14 protein-coding genes are annotated in these 19,275 nt (G+C 64.5%); 9 read left to right on the top strand and 5 right to left on the bottom strand.

The window, feature by feature from the left end:
• Window position 1 precedes the first annotated feature (1 nt).
• Both JQ641_RS26980 and JQ641_RS26975 read left to right on the top strand, forming a co-directional pair.
• On the top strand, window positions 2–772 hold the full coding sequence (locus JQ641_RS26980) for an ABC transporter ATP-binding protein (protein ID WP_211998913.1): 771 nt from the start codon (window positions 2–4) through the stop codon (window positions 770–772).
• A gap of 114 nt (window positions 773–886) precedes the next feature.
• Window positions 887–1,798, top strand: coding sequence for an MlaD family protein (locus tag JQ641_RS26975; RefSeq protein ID WP_211998912.1), 912 nt, complete (start codon window positions 887–889; stop codon window positions 1,796–1,798).
• A gap of 230 nt (window positions 1,799–2,028) precedes the next feature.
• Here JQ641_RS26975 and JQ641_RS26970 read toward each other — a convergent pair whose 3' ends face one another.
• On the bottom strand, window positions 2,029–7,980 hold the full coding sequence (locus tag JQ641_RS26970) for an apolipoprotein A-IV repeat region-like domain-containing protein (protein WP_211998911.1): 5,952 nt from the start codon (window positions 7,978–7,980) through the stop codon (window positions 2,029–2,031).
• 393 nt (window positions 7,981–8,373) lie between these two features.
• On the opposite strand from JQ641_RS26970, the gene JQ641_RS26965 reads away from it, so the two are divergent.
• Both JQ641_RS26965 and JQ641_RS26960 read left to right on the top strand, forming a co-directional pair.
• A complete protein-coding gene (locus JQ641_RS26965) occupies window positions 8,374–8,751 on the top strand; it encodes an Hpt domain-containing protein (RefSeq protein ID WP_211998910.1) in 378 nt (125 codons plus the stop codon).
• A 141-nt stretch (window positions 8,752–8,892) separates the two neighbouring features.
• Window positions 8,893–9,213: a 2Fe-2S iron-sulfur cluster-binding protein gene (locus tag JQ641_RS26960; protein WP_192737738.1), complete on the top strand. Its 321-nt coding sequence runs from the start codon at window positions 8,893–8,895 to the stop codon at window positions 9,211–9,213.
• Window positions 9,214–9,239: 26 nt separating this feature from the next.
• Here the strand turns inward: JQ641_RS26960 and JQ641_RS26955 are convergent, their stop codons facing one another.
• Together JQ641_RS26955 and JQ641_RS26950 are read right to left on the bottom strand one after the other, a co-directional pair.
• Window positions 9,240–10,346, bottom strand: a complete 1,107-nt coding sequence (locus JQ641_RS26955) for an alpha/beta hydrolase family protein (protein WP_349628626.1) — start codon at window positions 10,344–10,346, stop codon at window positions 9,240–9,242.
• Complete coding sequence (locus tag JQ641_RS26950; protein WP_192737736.1) at window positions 10,346–10,801, bottom strand: acyl-CoA thioesterase; 456 nt, start codon at window positions 10,799–10,801, stop codon at window positions 10,346–10,348. The genes JQ641_RS26955 and JQ641_RS26950 overlap by 1 nt, the downstream gene beginning before the upstream one ends.
• A gap of 179 nt (window positions 10,802–10,980) precedes the next feature.
• Between JQ641_RS26950 and JQ641_RS26945 the strand changes: the two genes are divergently transcribed.
• The 3 genes from JQ641_RS26945 to JQ641_RS26935 all read left to right on the top strand — a co-directional run bounded on the left by JQ641_RS26945 (window position 10,981) and on the right by JQ641_RS26935 (window position 14,204).
• Complete coding sequence (locus JQ641_RS26945; protein ID WP_211998909.1) at window positions 10,981–12,009, top strand: NAD(P)/FAD-dependent oxidoreductase; 1,029 nt, start codon at window positions 10,981–10,983, stop codon at window positions 12,007–12,009.
• A gap of 136 nt (window positions 12,010–12,145) precedes the next feature.
• A complete protein-coding gene (urtA, locus tag JQ641_RS26940; RefSeq protein WP_249150733.1) occupies window positions 12,146–13,405 on the top strand; it encodes an urea ABC transporter substrate-binding protein in 1,260 nt (419 codons plus the stop codon).
• Window positions 13,406–13,586: 181 nt separating this feature from the next.
• Window positions 13,587–14,204: a DUF2147 domain-containing protein gene (locus JQ641_RS26935; RefSeq protein WP_211998908.1), complete on the top strand. Its 618-nt coding sequence runs from the start codon at window positions 13,587–13,589 to the stop codon at window positions 14,202–14,204.
• 24 nt (window positions 14,205–14,228) lie between these two features.
• Here JQ641_RS26935 and JQ641_RS26930 read toward each other — a convergent pair whose 3' ends face one another.
• The gene (locus tag JQ641_RS26930; protein ID WP_211998907.1) at window positions 14,229–14,831 is read right to left on the bottom strand and encodes a TetR/AcrR family transcriptional regulator; all 603 of its coding nucleotides are present in this window, start codon (window positions 14,829–14,831) and stop codon (window positions 14,229–14,231) included.
• 233 nt (window positions 14,832–15,064) lie between these two features.
• On the opposite strand from JQ641_RS26930, the gene JQ641_RS26925 reads away from it, so the two are divergent.
• Both JQ641_RS26925 and JQ641_RS26920 read left to right on the top strand, forming a co-directional pair.
• Entirely contained in the window at window positions 15,065–16,087 is a 1,023-nt protein-coding gene (locus JQ641_RS26925) for an alpha/beta hydrolase family protein (protein ID WP_211998906.1), read from the top strand.
• Window positions 16,084–16,965: a DUF3313 domain-containing protein gene (locus JQ641_RS26920; RefSeq protein WP_211998905.1), complete on the top strand. Its 882-nt coding sequence runs from the start codon at window positions 16,084–16,086 to the stop codon at window positions 16,963–16,965. The genes JQ641_RS26925 and JQ641_RS26920 overlap by 4 nt, the downstream gene beginning before the upstream one ends.
• On the opposite strand, the gene JQ641_RS26915 is transcribed toward JQ641_RS26920, so the two are convergent.
• Complete coding sequence (locus tag JQ641_RS26915) at window positions 16,962–18,914, bottom strand: SGNH/GDSL hydrolase family protein (protein WP_211998904.1); 1,953 nt, start codon at window positions 18,912–18,914, stop codon at window positions 16,962–16,964. The genes JQ641_RS26920 and JQ641_RS26915 overlap by 4 nt on opposite strands.
• Window positions 18,915–19,275 lie beyond the last annotated feature (361 nt).

Below are 19,275 nucleotides of genomic sequence, written 5' to 3'. Positions count from 1 at the left end.
CATGGTGGGCGAGATTTCCGACGCCATCATCCGGGTCCGCGACATCACCGTGCAGTTCGGCAAGACGCGGATTCTCGACGGGCTCAATCTCGACGTGAAGCGCGGCGAGATCCTGGGCTTTGTCGGTCCGTCGGGTGCGGGCAAATCCGTGCTGACGCGCACCATCATCGGCCTCGTCCCCAAGGTCGCCGGCCGCATCGAAGTGTTCGGCGTCGATCTCGACAAGGCCAATACGGCGGAGCGGCGCGGTGTCGAACGGCGTTGGGGCGTGCTGTTCCAGCAAGGCGCGCTGTTTTCCTCGCTTACCGTGCGGCAAAACATCCAGTTCCCGGTGCGCGAATATCTCAACCTCTCGCAGCGCCTGCTCGACGAGGTCATGGTGGCCAAGCTCGGCATGGTGGGCCTGAAGCCCGAAGTCGCGGACAGGTTTCCGTCCGAGCTTTCCGGCGGCATGATCAAGCGCGTGGCGCTGGCGCGCGCGCTCGCGCTCGATCCGGAACTGGTGTTCCTGGACGAGCCGACCTCGGGCCTCGACCCGATCGGCGCCGGCGATTTCGACGAGCTGGTCCGCACCCTGCAGCGTACTTTGGGGCTGACCGTTTTCATGGTAACCCACGACCTCGACAGCCTTTACACGGCTTGCGACCGTATCGCCGTTTTAGGGAACGGTAAGATCATTGCAGCAGGATCAATCGCCGACATGCAGGCCTCGCAGCATCCATGGCTGCAGCAATATTTTCACGGCAAACGCGCCCGCGCTGTGATGGGCTAGAGCGTTTTCGAGCGAGGCGGGTACCGTTTCGCGTGAAGAAAACGCGTCAAAAGGATAAAATCGGGCGCCTGGTTCTGATCAGAACCGAGCCCTAGTACCGGAGTAATTCGAGTTATGGAAACGCGGGCGAACTACGTCCTGATCGGTGCCTTCACCCTGGCGGTGATCGCGGCGGCGTTCGGATTCGTACTCTGGTTCCAGAGTCTGCACACCACCAAGGCGCGCAGTCCGCTGCGGGTGATTTTCGAAGGCCCGGCGACCGGCCTGCGCAATGGCGGCAGCGTCAATTTTAACGGTATCCGGGTAGGAGAAGTTGTCCGCGTGAAGCTGGACAACCCGCGTCGCGTCGTCGCATTGGCGATGGTCGAGAACAACGCCCCGATCCGCAAGGACACCCTGGTCGGCCTCGAATTCCAGGGGCTGACCGGCGTGGCTGCGATCTCGCTCAAGGGCGGCGAGGAGGGGGCGCCTCCCGTGCCGCTGGACGAGGACGGCGTTCCGGTTTTGACCGCCGATCCGGCCGCGCTGCAGGACGTCACGGAGTCGATCCGCGCCACGTTGCAAAACGTCAACCGGATCGTCGCCGACAACCAGGAGTCGGTGAAGAACTCGCTCCGGAACCTCGAGACGTTCACGGGTGCATTGGCGCGCAACTCCGAGAAGATCGACAACGTCATGCTCAAGGTCGACGGCGTGATGCTCAAGGCCGACAATCTCATGCTCGGCCTCAACACCATCGCGGGCGGTGCCAACGGCGGCGAGTTGAACCTGATGGTGAAGTCGATCAAGGAACTGGCTGACGATCTCGACAAGCGCACGGGTGCGCTGATTTCCGATGGCCGCCGGACGCTCGCCGACATCAGCCGTGCCGTGAACAATTTCGACCGCAATCCGAGCCGGGTGATCTTCGGCGGCGGCAACAACGCCGCGCCGGCCGAGCCCGCGGCAGCACCGCCGCCGGCCAGACCGGCCGCGCCAAGGCCGCCCGCCGCGGCAGCAGCGCCGAGTGGGCAGAAGCGGCAGTAATTGTAGATCGCTATATCGCCGTGAGCGTCGTCATTGCGAGCGAAGCGAAGCAATCCATCTCGCGGCAGACCGGATAGTGGATTGCTTCGTCGCTTCGCTCCCTTGCGCAAACGCTTCGCGTTTGTCGCAGGCAATGACGAGCGGAGAGGGCCATCAGCTTATCTCCGCTCAAAACAAAACGGAGGCCGCGAGGCCTCCGTTTTTTTATCCCGTATGCTTGGGCCGAACCGTTACCCCAGCCGTCCCGCCGCATGCGCGAGCAGGGTGTAGACGAGGCCGGTCTCCGAGGTCAGATGGCCGCGCAGCGCCTGCGGACCGCGATCCTCGCGGGCAACCTCGTCGAGCAGGCGTTCGAACTCGGCGATGTAGCGATCGACCGTCTGCTTGAAGGCACGGTCGGCGCGGTATTTGCGGGCGACCTCATCGAACGCCTTCTGGCCGGCTGGCGTGTAGAGCCGCTTGGTGAAGGCCTTGCTCTCGCCGCGCTGATAGCGATCCCACATCTCGGCCGCGAGATTGCGATCCATCAGCCGGCCGATGTCGAGCGACAGCGATTCCAGCGGATTGGCAGGGGCCTGCGGCGCGCGCGGGCGGGGAGCCTCGCGTCCGCTCGGACCACCGGCGTCGGTGCGGCTGAGCAGGTCGGACAGCCATCCGTCGCGGCCGCCATCCTGGTTGCTCGCCGGGCTGACCGGCGGGGCCTCGGTGCGGCGCGTCGCCGGCATGCCGAGATCCGGCGGCGGCAGGTTCGACGCGCTGCCGGTGTCGCGCACGCGCACGTCATTGCGGGCGCCGCCAGCGGCTGCTGCCATCACGGGTTCTTCCTGGCGTTGCACGCTGGCGCGGCTCGTCGTCATGACGTCGAGGCCGCGGCCGTGATGGGCGACGATCCGGTTGAGTTCGGCCAGCGCCTCGATCTGGTCGACGATCACCTTGCGCATCTGCGCGGTGTTGTCGGCGGCTTCCTGCGGCATTTCGAGCACGCCACGGCGCAGTTCGTTGCGGGTCGCCTCGAGCTCATGATGCATCTCGGAGGCCATCTGCTTCATGGCCACCACCATGGCGCCGAACTTCTCGGTCGACTGCTTGAACATCGCGTCCGTTTCGGCGTTGCTCTGCTGGTACAGTTCGTTCATGGCGTCGATGGTCTGGTGCCGCTCGTTTTCGGCTGCGACACGAACCGCTTCGAACTGACGGCTGATCGCGGCAGAACCGGCGCCGGCGGTTTCCGCCACCACGCGGGCGATGTCGCGGGCGCGTTCCTCGGCGGCGGCAAGCGATTCATCCAGCAAGCCGGTGAAGCGCGACAGCCGCTGATCGAGGTCGGTGGTGCGCAGATCGATGGTGGTCACCAGCGATTCAAGTTGCGATTTGCGTTCGGCGACAGACGTCGTGGTGGTGCGGTTGGCCTGTTCGACCGCCGTGGCGGCATCGACCAGCGCCTTGCCGTGGGTTTCGAACTCGCTCGACAGCGAGCCGAGATCCTCCAGCGCCTTCGAGGTCTTGGCGTTGAAGGTGGTGAGCTGGTCTTCCAGGGTCTGGGTCGCAACGCCGTTGCGCGAGGTGACGTCGTTCATGGCGGACACGAAGTCGGCCACGCGGGTTACCAAGGCGCGCTCCAGCGAGTTGAGGTTGTCGTGAGCGCCGGTCAGCACTTCCTGCAGCAGGATGTTGCCCTCACGCAACCGCTCGAACAGCGCGACGGTGTCGGTGCGCAGGATCTTGCTGGTCTCCTGCATTTCGGTGACGGCCGCGATCGAAACCTGACGCGACTGGTCAATGGCCGAACGCGACGACTGTTCGAGATCCTTCAGCGACTTGGCCACCGCGCCGGTTGCCATATCGCCCGCGGTGGTGATCGTGCGGGCGACTTCCGAGCCATGGGTCGCCATCGATTGCGAGAACGCCTGGCCCCTGGTCTCGATCGACTTCAGCGAGTCGGCGGTGACGCGGTCGAGCTCGGTCGTGAGCTGGGTGGTCTTGGCGCTGAGCGCCTCGACCAGCGAACCACGGCGGCTGTCCACGATCTGCGCCAGACGATCGGTCTGCTGCTGAACGTAGGTGACGATTTCGTCGGTCTTGCCGGTCATCGTCGAGCCGAAATTGCTGCTGGCCGACAGCACCGAGCGCTCGATGTCGGCCGAGGTCGTCTTGACCTTGGAGCTGACTTCGTTCGACGCGGCGACGAGCGCACTCTGTGCGTTCTGCGCGCTGGCCTGGATCGCGTTCTGCGCGGTCTGCGCCGTGGTCTGGATGTTGTCGGTGGTGGTGGCGGTGACCGCAGCGAGCGAACGCTCGATGTCGCTGGCGATCGCCTTGATCTGGCTTGCGGCGTCGGCCGAGGTCGCGGCGAACGAGCTCTGCGCTTCGCGCGCGGTGCCGAGGATCGCGGCGGCGGTGCCGGCCCCGACCGCGCTCAGCGTGCGTTCGACATCGATGGCCAGCGACTTGACGTGGTCGGCGGCTTCCGTCGACGCGGTCGTGAGCGCGCTCTGCGCTTCACGGGCGCCTGATGTGATCGACTCGGCGGTGGCATTGCCTGCCATCGAGAGCGAACGTTGCATGTCGGCTGCCAGCGACGCGACCTTGGTCGCGACATCCGTCGATGCGGTGAGGAGGGCGTTCTGGGCTTCGCGTGCACCCGATGTGATGGACTCGGCCGTGGCAGTGCCGGCGGCAGACAGCGAACGCTCGACATCGGCCGTGAGGGACTTGACCTGGCTGGTTGTATCCGCGGAAACGGTGACGAGGGTGTTCTGGGCTTCGCGTGCACCTGACGTGATGGCCTCGGCCGTGGCGGTACCGGCGGCCGACAGCGAGCGTTCGACGTCGGCAGCGAGCGACTTGACATGGCTGGCTGCATCCGCGGACGCGTTGATGAGGGTGTTCTGGGCGTCGCGGGCACCGGCGGTAATCGATTCGGCGGTGGCGGTGCCGGCGATCGACAGCGAGCGCTGGACGTCGGCGGCGAGCGACTTGACCTGGTTCGCCGCATCCGTGGACGCGTTGACCAGCGTGCTCTGCGCCTCGCGGGCGCCGGCGGTAATCGATTCGGCGGTGGCGGTGCCGGCGATCGACAGCGAGCGCTCCACGTCGGCGGCCAGCGACTTGACCTGATTGGTGGCCTCCGTGGAGGCGGCGATCAAGGTGCTCTGGGCTTCGCGGGCGCCGGTCGTGACGGCTTCGGCAGTGGCGCTTCCGGCGGCCGACAGGGCACGTTCGACGTCGGCGGCGAGCGACTTGACCTGGCTTGCCGCGTCCGCAGACGCCGTAACCAGCGTGGTCTGGGCTTCGCGGGCGCCGGAAAGCACCGACGCAGCGGTGGCGTTGCCGGCGGCCGAGAGCGTGCGCTCGACGTCTTCGGCCAGCAATTTGATCTGGGACGCCGCTTCGCTGGAAGCCGAGACCAGCGAGGTCTGGGCCTCGCGGGCGCTGGAGAGGATCGAGTTCGCGGCCCCGGTGCCGACGGCGGTGAGGGAGCTTTCGACCTCGGCCGATGTCAGCCTCAGCTGGGCGCCGACATCGGACGAAACCGTGAGCAGCGCCTGCTGCGCGGTGCGCGCGCCGGTCTGGATGGTCTCAGAGGTGTTGACCACGAGGTTGGTGAGCGAGCGCTCGGCGTCCTCGACATGCGACCTGATGCCCGAGGACAACAGTTCGGCGCGCGCCATGAGATCGTCGCTGGCCTGGCGGCCGCTGCTTTCGATACGGCCTGCCACGGCTTCGACGCGCGAGCCGAGCAAATCTTCGAACTGGGCGACGCGCATGTCGATGTCGGTGGCGATGGCGCCGACCCGGGTTTCGACGCCCTGGTGGATGTCCAGGAACCGCGCCGCGATGGTGTCGGTCAGGTGCGCGCTGCGGCCATCGATGGTCTGGGTCACGTTGGTGAGGCGTTGGTCGACGGCTTCGACCGCCTGCGCGGTGCCGACGGCCAGCGACGTGGTCACGGTGGCGAGGCGCAGGTCGATGGCTTCGACGGCTTGCGCGGCGCCCGTTGTCAGCGACGTGGTCACGGTGGAGAGGCGCTGATCGATGGCTTCGACAGCTTGCGCGGCGCCTGTTGTCAGCGACGTGGTCACGTTGGTGAGGCGCAGGTCGATGGCTTCGACGGCTTGCGCAGCGCCCGTTGTCAGCGACGTCGTCAGGTTGGTGAGGCGCGAGTCGATCGACTGAATGGCCTGCGTGGTGCCTCCGGTCAGCGACGAGGTGAGTTCGGTGAGACGCGAGTCGATCGAGTGGATCGCCTGCGCGGCACCGTCGGTCAGCGAACTTGCCAGTGTGCCGAGGCGATCATCGATCGTCTCCGTGACGGACCTGGCGCGGGTGTCGAAGGTCTGCTCCAGCGCTTTCAGGCGGCCGTCGACGGTCTCGTCGAACGACCTGATCTTGGTGTCGAGCGAGTTGTCGAGATGGTTGACGCGCGTGCTCAGCGTGGTTTCGAACTGCAGCAGGCGCTGATCGAGCGAGGCGGTGATCTCGCCGCTGTTGGAGACCAGGCGGGTGTCGAAGGTGTCGACATAGTTCTTCAGGCTCTCGGCGATGTCCTGCGTCCGCTGGCCCATGCGGTCGACGATCTCGCCGCCGAAGGTTTTGACGGTGCGGTCGAATTCGGAGATGTGACGGGTGATCAGGGCGCCGAGCGTGCCGGAGTCGCGGGCGAATTTCTCGACCAGTTCGCTGCCCTCGTTCTTCACCAGTTCGTCGAACGCGCTCATCTGCAGCGAGAGGCTGTCATGCGCGGTCTCGGTCTGGCTGACGACCTTGGCGACCAGCGAGTTCACGGTCACGTCGAGCGCGTCGCTGGCCTTGTCGCCGGAGGTCATGATGCGGGTTGCCAGGCGGTTGCCGGCCTCGTCGATCTTGCTGACGAGATCGCCGCTGCGCAGCTCGAGTTCGAGCAAGAGCGAGTCGCTGGAATTCTTCAGGGAGTCGTGGACCTGTTCGGTGCGGTCGGAAATGCCGTCGACGATGGTCGAGGAACGCTGCTCGAACTCGCCGGTGATGCGGTCGATGCGCTCGTTCAGCATCTCGTGGACGCGATCGGCCAGATCGACGAACTCGTCATGGACGTGGCCGGTCTTGAAGTTGAGGCTGGTGGTCAGCCGTTCCGAGGCGTCGAGCACGGCGCGCGTGGTCTCGGCGCTGGCTTCCTCGAGGCGGTCGAGCAGGTCGCCGCCGCGCTCGCCGAGCGCGAGGATCATGTTGTCGCCGGCGTGGCTCAAGGCGGTGGTGATGTGGGCGCCGCGCTCTTCCAGCGCGCCGGTGATGCTTTTGGCGACTTCGTCGACGCGCGATGCGATCGCGTCCGAGATCAGCGCGATGTCGTGGCGCAGGTCGATCTGCACGCCGGAAATGGCGCTGCGAACCTGCTCGGCCTGGCCGACCAGATTGTCGCGCTGATGCGCGATGTCCTGCAGCAGCGCGCGGATGCGCACTTCGTTGTCGGAATAGGCACGCTCCAGCGCCGCGACCTCGTTGGCCACCAGCGTCTCCAGTTCGCCGGCGCGCGCGATCGCGCGTTCGACGCCGTCGCCCATGGCAGCTACTTCGCGGCGGATCGCCTGGCCGACCGTCACCATCGAGTCGGAGGCGGCACCTTCGGGCTCTGAGAAGCGGATCGCGACCTGCGCCATCGATTGCGCGATCATCCGCATTTCCTGGCCGCGCCAGGCAAGGCTCGCGAGGAAATAAAACAGCAGAACCGGCGCAAAGAACAGCGCGGCGAGGCCACCCAGCACCAGCACGCCGCCGCTCTGTCCCATTGCGGCCTGCAGCGAAGGCAGGAACGCGGCGGTCAGCAGCGCGCAGCCGACGATCCAGACGCCGGCGAACACGGTGGCGAGCGTATAGACGCCGCGGGCGGGGCGGCCCTTCTGGATTGCCTGGAGAATTTGTCCGATGGTTTCGCGGTCATCATTGGCGGCGCGACGCGGGGCGCGCGGCTCTTCGATCGGATCGAAGACCTGGCGGTCACCGCCAGAACGCGCATCAACGCGCGTATCGAACGGGGTTTCGGAATAGGCTGGGGGCGTGGACGAAATGCTTGATGGCGAAAGGTCGTTGTTGCCGATCGAATTGCGATTGGGATCGACAGTGGTGTCACTGATGTTCAGCGCTTCCTGAATGGCGGAAAGCGCGACTTCGGTGGGATCTTTGACCTTCTTGGGATTGTTCGCCATGTTCAGTCGAGCCCTCTTACTTTTTTACGCGTCCAGCTGGTCTTGCAAACGCCCCCGCAAGCCCAAACCAGATCTTTGCCCCCACGCGGACGCAACCGCGCCCCGTCGGCGGCTTGTCCGCTACATCCGCAAACATCCTATTGGTTGAGTGATGCGAATGAAATGGTCGCGATTAAGACATTCTTAATCATCGTTAACAGCTTTGTGGCTTAAGGCCTTACGGATACTCGAAATTCCCGTGGGAGGCTGTCCTTTGCGGCAACTCCTCGGCGAAAAGTAGGCGAAGTTGCGGCAATTCCGGTGAACGTTCCATTAACCAGTTTCGTGATTGGGTGGCCAAAACGGCCCTGGCCGGATCGGTCCGGCAGGGAGATGTGGGTCAGGGGTCAGGCCATGCCGCTTCACCTTGAACGGGTACAATGGATGCCATCGCCGCCGCTCGCTCCCGATGACGGTCCGATCGATTTCGAACACCTTAAGCGCATGACGCTTGACGACGCCGGCCTCGAACAGGAGGTGCTGGCAATGTTCGCGGCCCAGTCGGCCAAGCTGATGGCCATGCTTGCCACCGTGCCGGCAGATGCCGATGCGCTGGCCCATACGCTGAAGGGTTCGGCCCGCGCGATCGGCGCCTTCGGTGTGGCGGAAGCCGCCGCCCGGCTGGAGGCGGTTCTTGCTGATGGTGCCGATCCGTCCCGGCTCGTTGCCGAACTCGGCGAGGCTATTGCGGGCGCGCGGGCGGCGATCGAGGCGATCCTGCGCCGGTCCTGACGCGGGCCTGTGATTTGACGCCGGCCAAAACCCCGCCAAATTAGCCCCTTAGGTTTTCGTCCCGACCGCTGGCGCTGTGCGGATCGACCCGTTATAGGACTGCCGGGGACCCTCCTACCTATACCGGCAGCACGAGCGATCATGGCCAAAATCCACTTTGTCGACCATTCCGGCGAAAAACGAACCATTGAAGTCGAAAACGGCGCGACCGTGATGGAAGCCGCGATCCGCAACGCCATTCCGGGCATCGAAGCCGAATGCGGCGGGGCCTGCGCCTGCGCGACCTGCCACGTCTATGTCGAGGAAGAATGGCGCGAGAAGGTCGGCTCGCCCACGCCGATGGAAGAGGACATGCTGGATTTCGGCTTCGACGTACGGCCGAATTCGCGCCTGTCGTGCCAGATCAAGGTTTCCGACGAACTCGACGGCCTCGTGGTCTCGACGCCGGAACGGCAGGCGTAGAGCCTGCTCCGGCTCTGCCAGATGGTTCAGCGCGCTCCGGCGCGCTCCCTTTCGACCAGTCCCTCATCGACCGCATAAACCGCGCAGTCGGCGCCAGGCTTTGCGCATGCGGCAAGGGCTGCGTCCTGCGCCGCGACGGCGGACCGCTGCCCGGCGCGGTAGCCGAAGCTTCCGGTCGGGGACACCGCAAAAGCCTTGTGAGGGCTCGCGGACAAATAATCTGCAAAGGCCGAACGACCTTTCTCACCCAACCGGGGCGGCGGCGACAGCGCTGCCGGAAGCGGTGCTGCGGCCAGTTCCCGCGTTCCCAGATTCTGCGCGTGCAGGAAGCGATCGACCATCGGGGTCCAGAGCGGAATGCCCCTTGAGAAGAGCGTGTGGCCGTCGTCGCGGAACGCCGGAGCGTCAATCAATTCAGCGCGGCCGCCGGCGCCGGTGAATGCTGCGTGCATCCGGTGCGCGAGGTCGGGGCGAAAGAACTTGTCGTTCTCTGCATAGATCCACAGCATCGGAATTCGCGACGTCCGGCCCAGAGCCGCAAATGCCCGCACCAATGCCGCCTCGTCGCAGACATCGTCATCGGCACGTGAACCGCGCCCGCCGGCGAAGCTGATCGCTGCGACGAGGCCGGGCGGCGCAGTGGCGGCGAGCGCGATGCTGGCAAAGCCGCCCGCCGAGGAGCCGACCGCGATCATGCCGTTGGTGGAAACGTCGGTACGGCCCTGCATGGCCCGGATCGCGGCGGCCAAATCTTCGGTAGACGCCCGGGCCGATCGCAAATAATCACGATTGGCGCAGCGGCCGTTGCTCTCGGCATACTGGCCGCCGGAGTCGCCATAGCCTCGCCGCATCACGACCAGCGCCGCGAAACCGCGCCGCGCGAATTCGATCGCCTGCCGGTACATTCCATATGGCGACATGGTGGCTCGCGCGGTGGGATCGCGCGGTGCGCCGTGGCTGATCAGCGCCAGCGGAAAGCGTCCGCTGCCCGAGGGCCGCACCAGCATTGCCTCAAGGCCCGCCGTTTCCGCAGCCGCCATCGGAATGCGCAAATCCTCGCGAAAAAATCCATCGGCCGCGGCGGGCTGCATCGTCGCGGAGACGATCAACACCGCCAGCAGCGCGGCGCGCACTATCGTCCGTCCATTCCGCGCCGCAGCCAGCGCTGGAAGTTTCCGATGATCTCCTCGGTCAGCGGTGTCGGCTTTCGCGTCGCCTCATCGAGCAGCACCGATACCGATTGCGCCGAGGCGACGCATACTCCTTCGGAGAACACCACCTGATCGAAGGTCACGGAGGTGCGGCCGAATTTCACCACCCCGAGCCCCATCTCGATGGTGCCCGGCCAGCGCAGCTCGGCGCGAAAATGGATGTCGAGCCGGACCATGATCCAGCTGACGCCGTCCGGCATCAGCCCATAGCTGCGGTCCTTCATCAGCGTGACGCGGCCGGTTTCGAAATAGGTCGCATAAACAGCGTTGTTGACGTGCTGGTTGGGGTCGAGGTCGGCGAAACGCACATTGTCGGTCAGCCGGTAGGGGAAATCCTCCAGGCGCGGCGTTGAATCGAGGCGGGCAGGGGCGTTCACGGGGCGGTCTCCGAACGTTTCACGTTGTTACAGCCCAGTTATCCTGCTCCGGCAAGGGGTTGAGGCGAAGGCCACCTGCCATATTATGGCTTTCCTGTTCCACCGGCGTTGGCTAGACAGACGCTGCCCCAGAAGCGCCGCCCAGGCCATCGGCTTGGTCCAACCGAAAAGAAGCTGAGATGAGCGAAGCGATCAAAACCGATGTGCTGATTATTGGTGCAGGTCCTTGCGGACTATTCGCCGTGTTCGAACTGGGCCTCCTCGATATGAAGACGCATCTGGTCGACATTCTCGACAAGATCGGCGGCCAGTGCGCCGAGCTCTATCCGGAAAAGCCGATCTACGACATTCCCGGCATTCCCTTTGTCACCGGCCAGGGCCTCACCGACGCGCTGCTGGAGCAGATCAAGCCGTTCAATCCGACCTTTCACCTCAACGAGATGGTGGAGACGATCGAGAAGATCGGCGATCCGCTCTTTCGCGTCACCACCGACGCCGGCCAGGTGTTCGAATGCAAGGTGGTCGTGATCTCCGCGGGCGGCGGCTCGTTCCAGCCCAAGCGCCCGCCGGTGCCGGGCATCGAGGCCTATGAGGGCACCTCGGTGTTCTACGCGGTGCGCAAGATGGAGCAGTTCCGCGACAAGAATATCCTGATCGTCGGCGGCGGCGATTCCGCACTCGACTGGACGCTCAATCTGCACCCCATCGCCAAGCACGTGACGCTGCTGCACCGGCGCGATGATTTCCGCGCCGCTCCGCACAGCGTCGAGCAGATGCGCGCACTGGTGGCTTCCGGAAAAATGGACCTGAAGATCGGTCAGGTCACCTCGCTTGAAGGCGAGGGCGGCAAGCTCTCGGGCGCCATGATGAAAGGCAACGACAACGCGGTCTCGAAAGTCGAGTGCGATACGATACTGCCGTTCTTCGGGCTGACCATGAAGCTCGGACCGGTTGCGAACTGGGGCGTTGCGCTCGAGAACAACCTGGTGCCGGTCGAAACCGCCGCCTTCGAGACCAACGTATCCGGCATTTTTGCGATCGGCGACATCAACACCTATCCGGGCAAGCTGAAGCTGATCCTGAGCGGATTCCACGAGGGCGCACTGATGGCGCAGAAGGCGCACCGCTACGTCTACCCGGACAAGCGCCTCGTCTTCCAGTACACGACCTCGTCTTCGAGTCTGCAGAAGAAGCTCGGCGTCAACTGACAGAGGGCGCCTCTGACGAAAGTGTTTGACTAAGAGTTCGACTGACGTTCATTTTACAGCAAGCGCCCCTGAGCTGTCCCATTCGGAGAGCACCGTGAAACGTTGGTCGAACCGAGTGAGGCGGTGCGCGGTCATCTTGTTTTTGTGCCCCCTGCTGCCGGCGGGTAACGCCGTCGGTGGCGAGAGTTCGGACGCCACCATCAAGGTCGGCGTCCTGCATTCGCTCTCCGGCACCATGGCCATCAGCGAAACCACGCTGAAGGATACCGTCCTCTTCCTGATCGACGAGCAGAACAAGAAGGGCGGCGTGCTCGGCAAGAAGCTCGAGGCCGTCGTGGTCGACCCGGCGTCGAACTGGCCGCTGTTTGCGGAAAAGGCCCGCGAGCTGATCACCAAGAACAAGGTCGCCGTCGTATTCGGCTGCTGGACCTCGGTGTCGCGTAAATCCGTGCTTCCGGTGTTCAAGGAACTGAACTCGATCCTGTTCTACCCCGTGCAGTACGAGGGTGAAGAGAGCGAGCGCAACGTGTTCTACACCGGTGCGGCGCCGAACCAGCAGGCGATCCCCGCGGTCGACTATCTGATGAAGCACGAAAAGGTGAAGCGCTGGGTGCTGGCCGGCACCGACTACGTCTATCCGCGCACCACCAACAGGATCCTCGAAGCCTACTTGAAGTCGAAAGGCGTCGCGCAGGAAGACATCATGATCAATTACACGCCGTTCGGTCATTCGAACTGGCGGACGATCGTGGCCGACATCAAGAAGTTCGGCTCGGCCGGCAAGAAGACCGCTGTTGTCTCCACCATCAACGGCGACGCCAACGTTCCCTTCTACAAGGAGCTCGGCAACCAGGGCATCAAGGCGAGCGACATTCCGGTTGTCGCGTTCTCGGTCGGCGAAGAAGAACTCGCCGGCATCGACACCAGGCCGCTGCTCGGCCATCTGGCCGCCTGGAATTATTTCCAGTCGATCAAGGATCCGGCCAACGAGAAGTTCATCAAGGCCTGGCAAGCCCATACCAAGAATCCGAAGCGCGACACCAACGATCCGATGGAGGCCACCTATATCGGCTTCAACATGTGGGTGAAGGCGGTCGAGAAGGTGAAGTCGACCGACGCCGACAAGGTGATCGACGCGCTGCCCGGCATCGAAACTCCAAATCTGACCGGCGGTATCGCGAAGATGCTTCCGAACCATCACATCACCAAGCCGGTGTTCATTGGTGAAGTCAAAATCAATGGTCAGTTCGACGTGGTGTGGAGGGCCCCGGGCCTGGTGGCCGGCGATGCATGGTCGAGCGAACTCGAGGGCTCCAGGGACCTGATCGGCGACTGGGTTGGCAAGAAGTGCGGCAACTACAATACCAAGACCAACCAATGCGGAGGCAGCCTTTGAAGCCGGTTGGCGTATCGAGCCGGTTCCTGGCTCCTGCCGGAGATGATTCCAACGAAAATATGACCGAATGGCCGCGGCTCGCTCGCCGCCGTCTCGCGTTCGTCCGTCCAGGCACTGGAACCGTCCGCGAAATGGCCTTAGTCTGCGGCCATTCATTTTGTGAATTAGTCAGGTGATGACGATGCGAAGTGCGCTTTCTGTGGTTCGACTGATATTGCCGATCGTGATGGGGCTTGCGTTCGTTTGCGAACTTGCTGCGCAAACGGCGGAGCCGTCAGCCGCCGGGCTGTGGCAAAAGGTCGAGAAGGGAAAGCCGGTCGGATGGTTTCTGGTGGTCGATCGCGACGGCATCTATGAAGGGGCGTTTGCCAAGCTTTTTCCTGAGCCGGGCGATGCTCCCAATCCGGTCTGCTCAAAATGCACCGACGATCGAAAAGATCAGCCGTGGCTCGGGCTCTCCTTCATCCGCGACATGAAGCGAGACGGACTGAAATACGAGAACGGCAATGTGCTCGATCCGCGCGACGGCAAGATCTACAAAGCCAAGATGACGGTCAGTCCCGACGGACAGACTTTGACCATGCGCGGCTATCTCGGCTTCTCGCTATTGGGCAAGGATGAGATCTGGACCCGGCTGCCGGATACTTCGATAGCAACCCTCGATCCGGCCATCATTGCGAAATATCTGCCGGCGCAAGCGGCGGCGATGAAGCAGCCCGCTCCGAAAGCGCCTGCGCCAAAGAAGACGACGACGCCCGCGCTCGCGCCGCCACCAGGAGCGCCGGCCCCGGCGCGTTAGTGGTGGCCGTTCGGCCGACGGGCTTCAAATCGCCGATTTCAGGTCGGCGAAAGCCTCCTTGAGGTAAACGGCGATAGGTCGCTTTCCCTGGTCGCGGTTCCAGTTATCGATCGCGAGACGTAGTGCTCCGATCGACATCATCGCGACGATGCGGAGCGCCGGCTGCCGCTTGGGCTGCGGCCACATCTGGCAGAGCGCGTCGAATACCGCTTGTTCTTTCTCTACATATTTCGCCTGGTGTCGTATGCGAAGCGCCTCGTTCGCGCACATCAGGCGTTCGATCACCCTGGTTTGCTTGTAGTCGGCCTGAAAGCGCAACGTCAGCTCCAGCAAGGCGTTCTTCACGGCGTTGAGGGGTGACTGTTTGGTCGATTGCTCCAGCAGTGCGGCTCGCAGGGTCTCGTTGAAACCGCCATCCTGCCACGCCAGCAGAATCTCTTCCTTGGACTTGAAGTAGTAGAAGAACGTTCGCCGCGAGATCCCCGCGGCCTCCGCGATCGCATCGAGCGTGGTGGCCTCGTAGCCGTGGGTCAGAAACAGTTTCAGGCCTTGCTCGGCGATGCGATGCAGCGTCTCGCGCCGCTTCCGCTCCCGCAGGCCTTCCTCCTTGGGGGACGTATTCTCCATGGCCTCTTGTGGCACGAATATATTTCCTTGCAAAATTACACCAAGTGCAATTACAATATTACACCCAGTGCGAATTGTGTTCAAGGTGAGGCAGCATGGAAAGCAGGATTGGCGGCGGTGCTTCGTTGCGGCGTGTTCAGTCCGCTGCAGTCGGTCAGGACGGTACAACCTGGCGGTCCCGACGGTCCGGCGAAGACGCGCCAGCGACCATCACGCGGCGGGGCCTCAGCGCCATGCTGCTCGCCGTCGCAATCACAGCCGCCGTTCCGGTCAAACCCGCGGCAGCGGAGGCCGTGGCGCCCGCTTTTCGCGTCGTTGATTTCGAGTGGGTCGACCCGACGCGTTCGCGGACCATTCCCGCGCGCCTGCACTGGCCCGCGAATATCGCGCCGGGAGCGCGCGTGCCGCTCATTGTGTTCTCCCATGGGATGGGTGGCTCCCGTCGGGGATATAGCTATCTCGGCAAATATTGGGCCGCGCGCGGCGTTGCCAGCCTGCATGTTCAGCACGCGGGCAGCGACTCGTCGCTCTGGGTCGGCAATCCCCTTACCGTCGTCGACCGTTTGCAGCGAGCGGCTCACGAGAGCGAGGCGCTTGCCCGGGTCTGGGATTTGCGCTTCGCGCTGGACCGCGTGCTGCTCGGCGGCGTCGGCCCCTACGGCGCCCAGATCGACCGTCGGCGTATCGTGGCGGCTGGTCATTCCTATGGCGCGAACACGGCGCTGCTTGCCGTCGGCGCGCGCGTGATGCGCGAAGGGCAGTGGGTCGAAGCCCGCGACCCGCGTTTTGCCGCGGCGATCGTGATCTCCGCGCCGCCGTTCTACGGTGAAACCGATCTGGCTTCGGTGCTGGGCAAAATCACGGTTCCGACCCTGCACGTGACCGCCACCAATGATGTCATCCAGATTCCCGGGTACTACTCGCCCGCAGCCGATCGGCTCGCGGTTTTCGACGCAATGGCCGCACCGCGCAAGCTGCTCGCCGTATTCGAAGGCGGGTCGCACAGCATATTCACAGACCGCTCGTTCACGGGCGGTCCGGCCCTCAACCCGAAAGTGAAGGCCGCCACGGCGGACCTCACGCTGGCTTTTCTCGATATGGCCTTCGACGGCAACGGTTCTGCGCTGACGCGTTGGAATGCGACATGGCAGCCTATTTTGGCGTCCGCGCCCGGTACCGTGCTTTCGCCTGTTTCGACCGCCCGTTCCCGGCGGGTGGTGCAGGGATCAACGATCGGCTTGCCGGCCACGCCATGAAATGGATCGTCGTCGCGGCGTTAGGCTGGATGGCCGGGGGCTGCACGGCCGTACAACTGGAGCGGTCCGGTTCGCTGGCTTCCTACGACAATCTGACCCCGTCCGACGGGCTTCTGACCAAGTCGCAGGTCCGGGTCAGCAAAGCCGAAGTTCTCGCGGCGAAGACCTTGCGGATCGAGCCAACCGCACTCACGGTAGCCGCCGCGCGCGTGCCTTTCTCCGACGAGCAGCGCAGCCTGATCAAGAATGCGGTCAGCAGAGCAATGTGTCTTGCGCTGAGCGAGCGCTTCCGGATCGTGGCGCCGACGGAGACGGCGGACTTGAGCGTCCGTGCGGTGATCATCCACGTGGCGCCGACCGATGCGACGGCCGCCGGCGTCTCCAAGGTCGCGAGCGTCGTGCCGTCGATCGTTGCCCCTGGTGTACCGATTCCCGTCCCGCGGCTTCCGATCGGACTCGGGAGCCTTGCCGTGGAGGCCGAGGCCCGTGATCGTAACGGAAGCCAAAAGGCCGCCATGATCTGGGCGCGTGGCGCGAATTCCTTTACCAGCTCGCCGCGCGTGTCGAGCGACGGCGACGCCTACGATCTCGCTTCTGCGTTCGGAGACGATTTCGGGAAATTGCTGGTCACGGCCGAGAGCCCGTTCGGAAAAATTTCGTCACCGCCATCGATCGCCAGCTTGCAGGCCTCCCTCGGTGGAGCGCCGAAGGAGGCGGCTTGTGAAGCATTCGGGCGAGCGCCGGGACTGGTTGGCATGATCGGACAGAGGATTGGCGTGCCGCCGGATTGGACCGACCGAGGTACGCCCGCGAACGAGATCAACCCTGAACCTGCTCCGCGTGATGACACGAAGGCAGTTTCTGCGCTGGAACGCTAACGCGTCCCCGGCAATCCCGGGATCGGCGATACCGGCTGCGAAATCACTTCAGGCACGGCGGCATCCAGTTGCAGCACGGCGGCCGCGGCCGGCAGTGCCGCGTCCGCCATCGCGGCGTGGCCTTCGGCGGTGGGATGCACGGCGCCGCCATACACCGCCGACAGAACCCCCCAGGTCGCGTCGTGGATGTCGGCAGGCTGCTGCGACGACGGCAAGCCCAGCGGATAGGTCATTGCCGCGAAGTAGCTGTCATTGGCGTCGCGGATCCAGCGCGCGCGCGGCAGATAGGCGCGATATTCGCCGGCGCTGCGGCCGCACAGCATTGGCTGGCTGGCGGCGGTGACGATATCAGGATCGAAGCTCTCGCCGCGCGCCGAGAAACATTGGCGATCGAATTCGGGATCGCTCTCCGCACGCGCGCAGAAACCGTGGTTTGCAAACGTCGCCTGATGCGCATCGACAAAGGTCATGCGGTCGGCGCGCGGGTTGCGGCACAGGATGCCGGATTGGCACAGCGCGAGCGCCTTCAGCTGCGGCAGGAATTCGCCCTCGACAAAGTTCGAGACGGCGGCGAGCCGCTGCGGCTCGGCGTTGAACGAGGGGTGGATGTCGAAGCCCGCCCGTCCGCCGGGGCAGGGCGCGCCGTTATTGGCCAGCGTCGGGTTGGCGTAGGAGGTGTAGACGACGCGCGACATGTCGCCGACCAGCGGCTTCAGCGCCTCGCGCAGCTTGGCGAACCCTTGCGGGAGGTCGCGCATCAACGCGCCGCGTGCCTCCTCGACCGATGCCAGCACGCCGCTGCGCCGGAACAGGGCGCGCTCCGTCGCCGTGTCCACGATCACGTCGGCGACGAGCCCCGAAAAATAAATGTCGTTGGCGCCGACAGACAGCAGCACCAGATCGAGCTTGCGGTCGGGCTGGCGGCTTTTGGCCGCCGTAACGGCTTCGCGCAATTCAGTGAGCTGCGCGTTGACCGTGCCGCGGCAGCTGCCCGATTTCGACGGCGGGCAGTCACGGGCGCGCTGCGAGCCGAACAGGCCGTCGGCGATGGTGGCGCCGGTGCAGGCCAGCGGCAGATACGTCACCGCGATATGCGGATGTTGGACGGCGAGCGCCAATGCGGTCCGCGTCTGGTAGCTGTAGAGCGAGCGGTGGCAGGCTGCATTGAGCCAGAGCGCGCTCTGCCGCTGCCACACGGCCATCGTATCCGGCGCTTCACAGGCTCGTCCGCCCTTATAGCCCGCGCGGCTTGGACGGTAATATTGTGAGGCGGCTGACCCCAGATAGGAGCGGAAGCAGAAGCCTTCATCTGACAGCGCGATAGGTCGGTCCGGATTTCCCTCGCCGGAGGCGATGCTGTCGCCGAGGCCGGCGATGAAGATGTCGCGCACCGAGATCTCGGTGGCGACGCGCTGGCCGCCGTCCGAGCCGGCGGAGACGTCGACGCTGGCAACGGTGGTGCGGCCATAGCGGACCCTGAAATTGACCGGCTCGGCGCAGTCGAAAGTGGATCCTTGCGGCCCGTCGCCGTCGTCGAACGACCAGGCGCAGGTGGCGCCGACCGGCACCTGTCCCGTCAGGCGGACGGTGATGGGATGATCGACCGGCGTCAGGTAGCTTTCCTTGACGTTGTCGCGGGTGCAGGGCTCGCTGACGCGGCCGGCCAGATCGATGCAAAGCCGGTTCACGGTGTTGCGCGCCCAGCCACGGCCGTCGCTTTGCAATCCCAGCGCCTGTTCCGCCGCCAGAATGCTGCGGCCGCGGCCGCTCTCTGCGTGCAGCTGAAAATCCCGTTCCTCGCGGAACAGGCGGAAACGGTTGCGGACCTCCCAGGAAATCTGCATGGCGCCTTGGGCGATTTGCGCTTCCGCAGGGGGAGGCGACAGCGTCGCCAGCGCGCCGGCGAGCAGCGCGCCTGATACTATCGATCGAGGTAAAATTCCGGCCATGGCGCGTTTGACGTTAGCGGTAAGGCAGAAATAAGAGAATGAGGCAGCGCTAGCTCAAAAGACCATATGACGCAGATAACGTCGCTGTTACCGGCATGTGGCATCGGGCGGGCGCCGTCAGTTGAACCATTTCTAGGACCGGGCGGATCTTGACCGGTTGCCGCCGCTTCCCGGCTGCGTTCCAGACCTTGCCCGGCACGAGCTTCGTCATCGACGGCGCCGCCGCGTCGCGCGATGCAGCGCTCGCCCCGGCGCGGTGAGGGCAGGGGCATCTTTCCGCAGCTCACGAAGGCCGCCGTGACGCGTCATTGGCGCGGATTTTGTGACACCTTCTCATTCAGCGCAGGGCACGCCCGGCAAT

Origin of the sequence: Bradyrhizobium sp. JYMT SZCCT0180 (assembly GCF_018130165.1) — a bacterium.
Taxonomy (GTDB): domain Bacteria; phylum Pseudomonadota; class Alphaproteobacteria; order Rhizobiales; family Xanthobacteraceae; genus Bradyrhizobium.
This window is presented reverse-complemented; position numbering and strand designations above follow the sequence as displayed.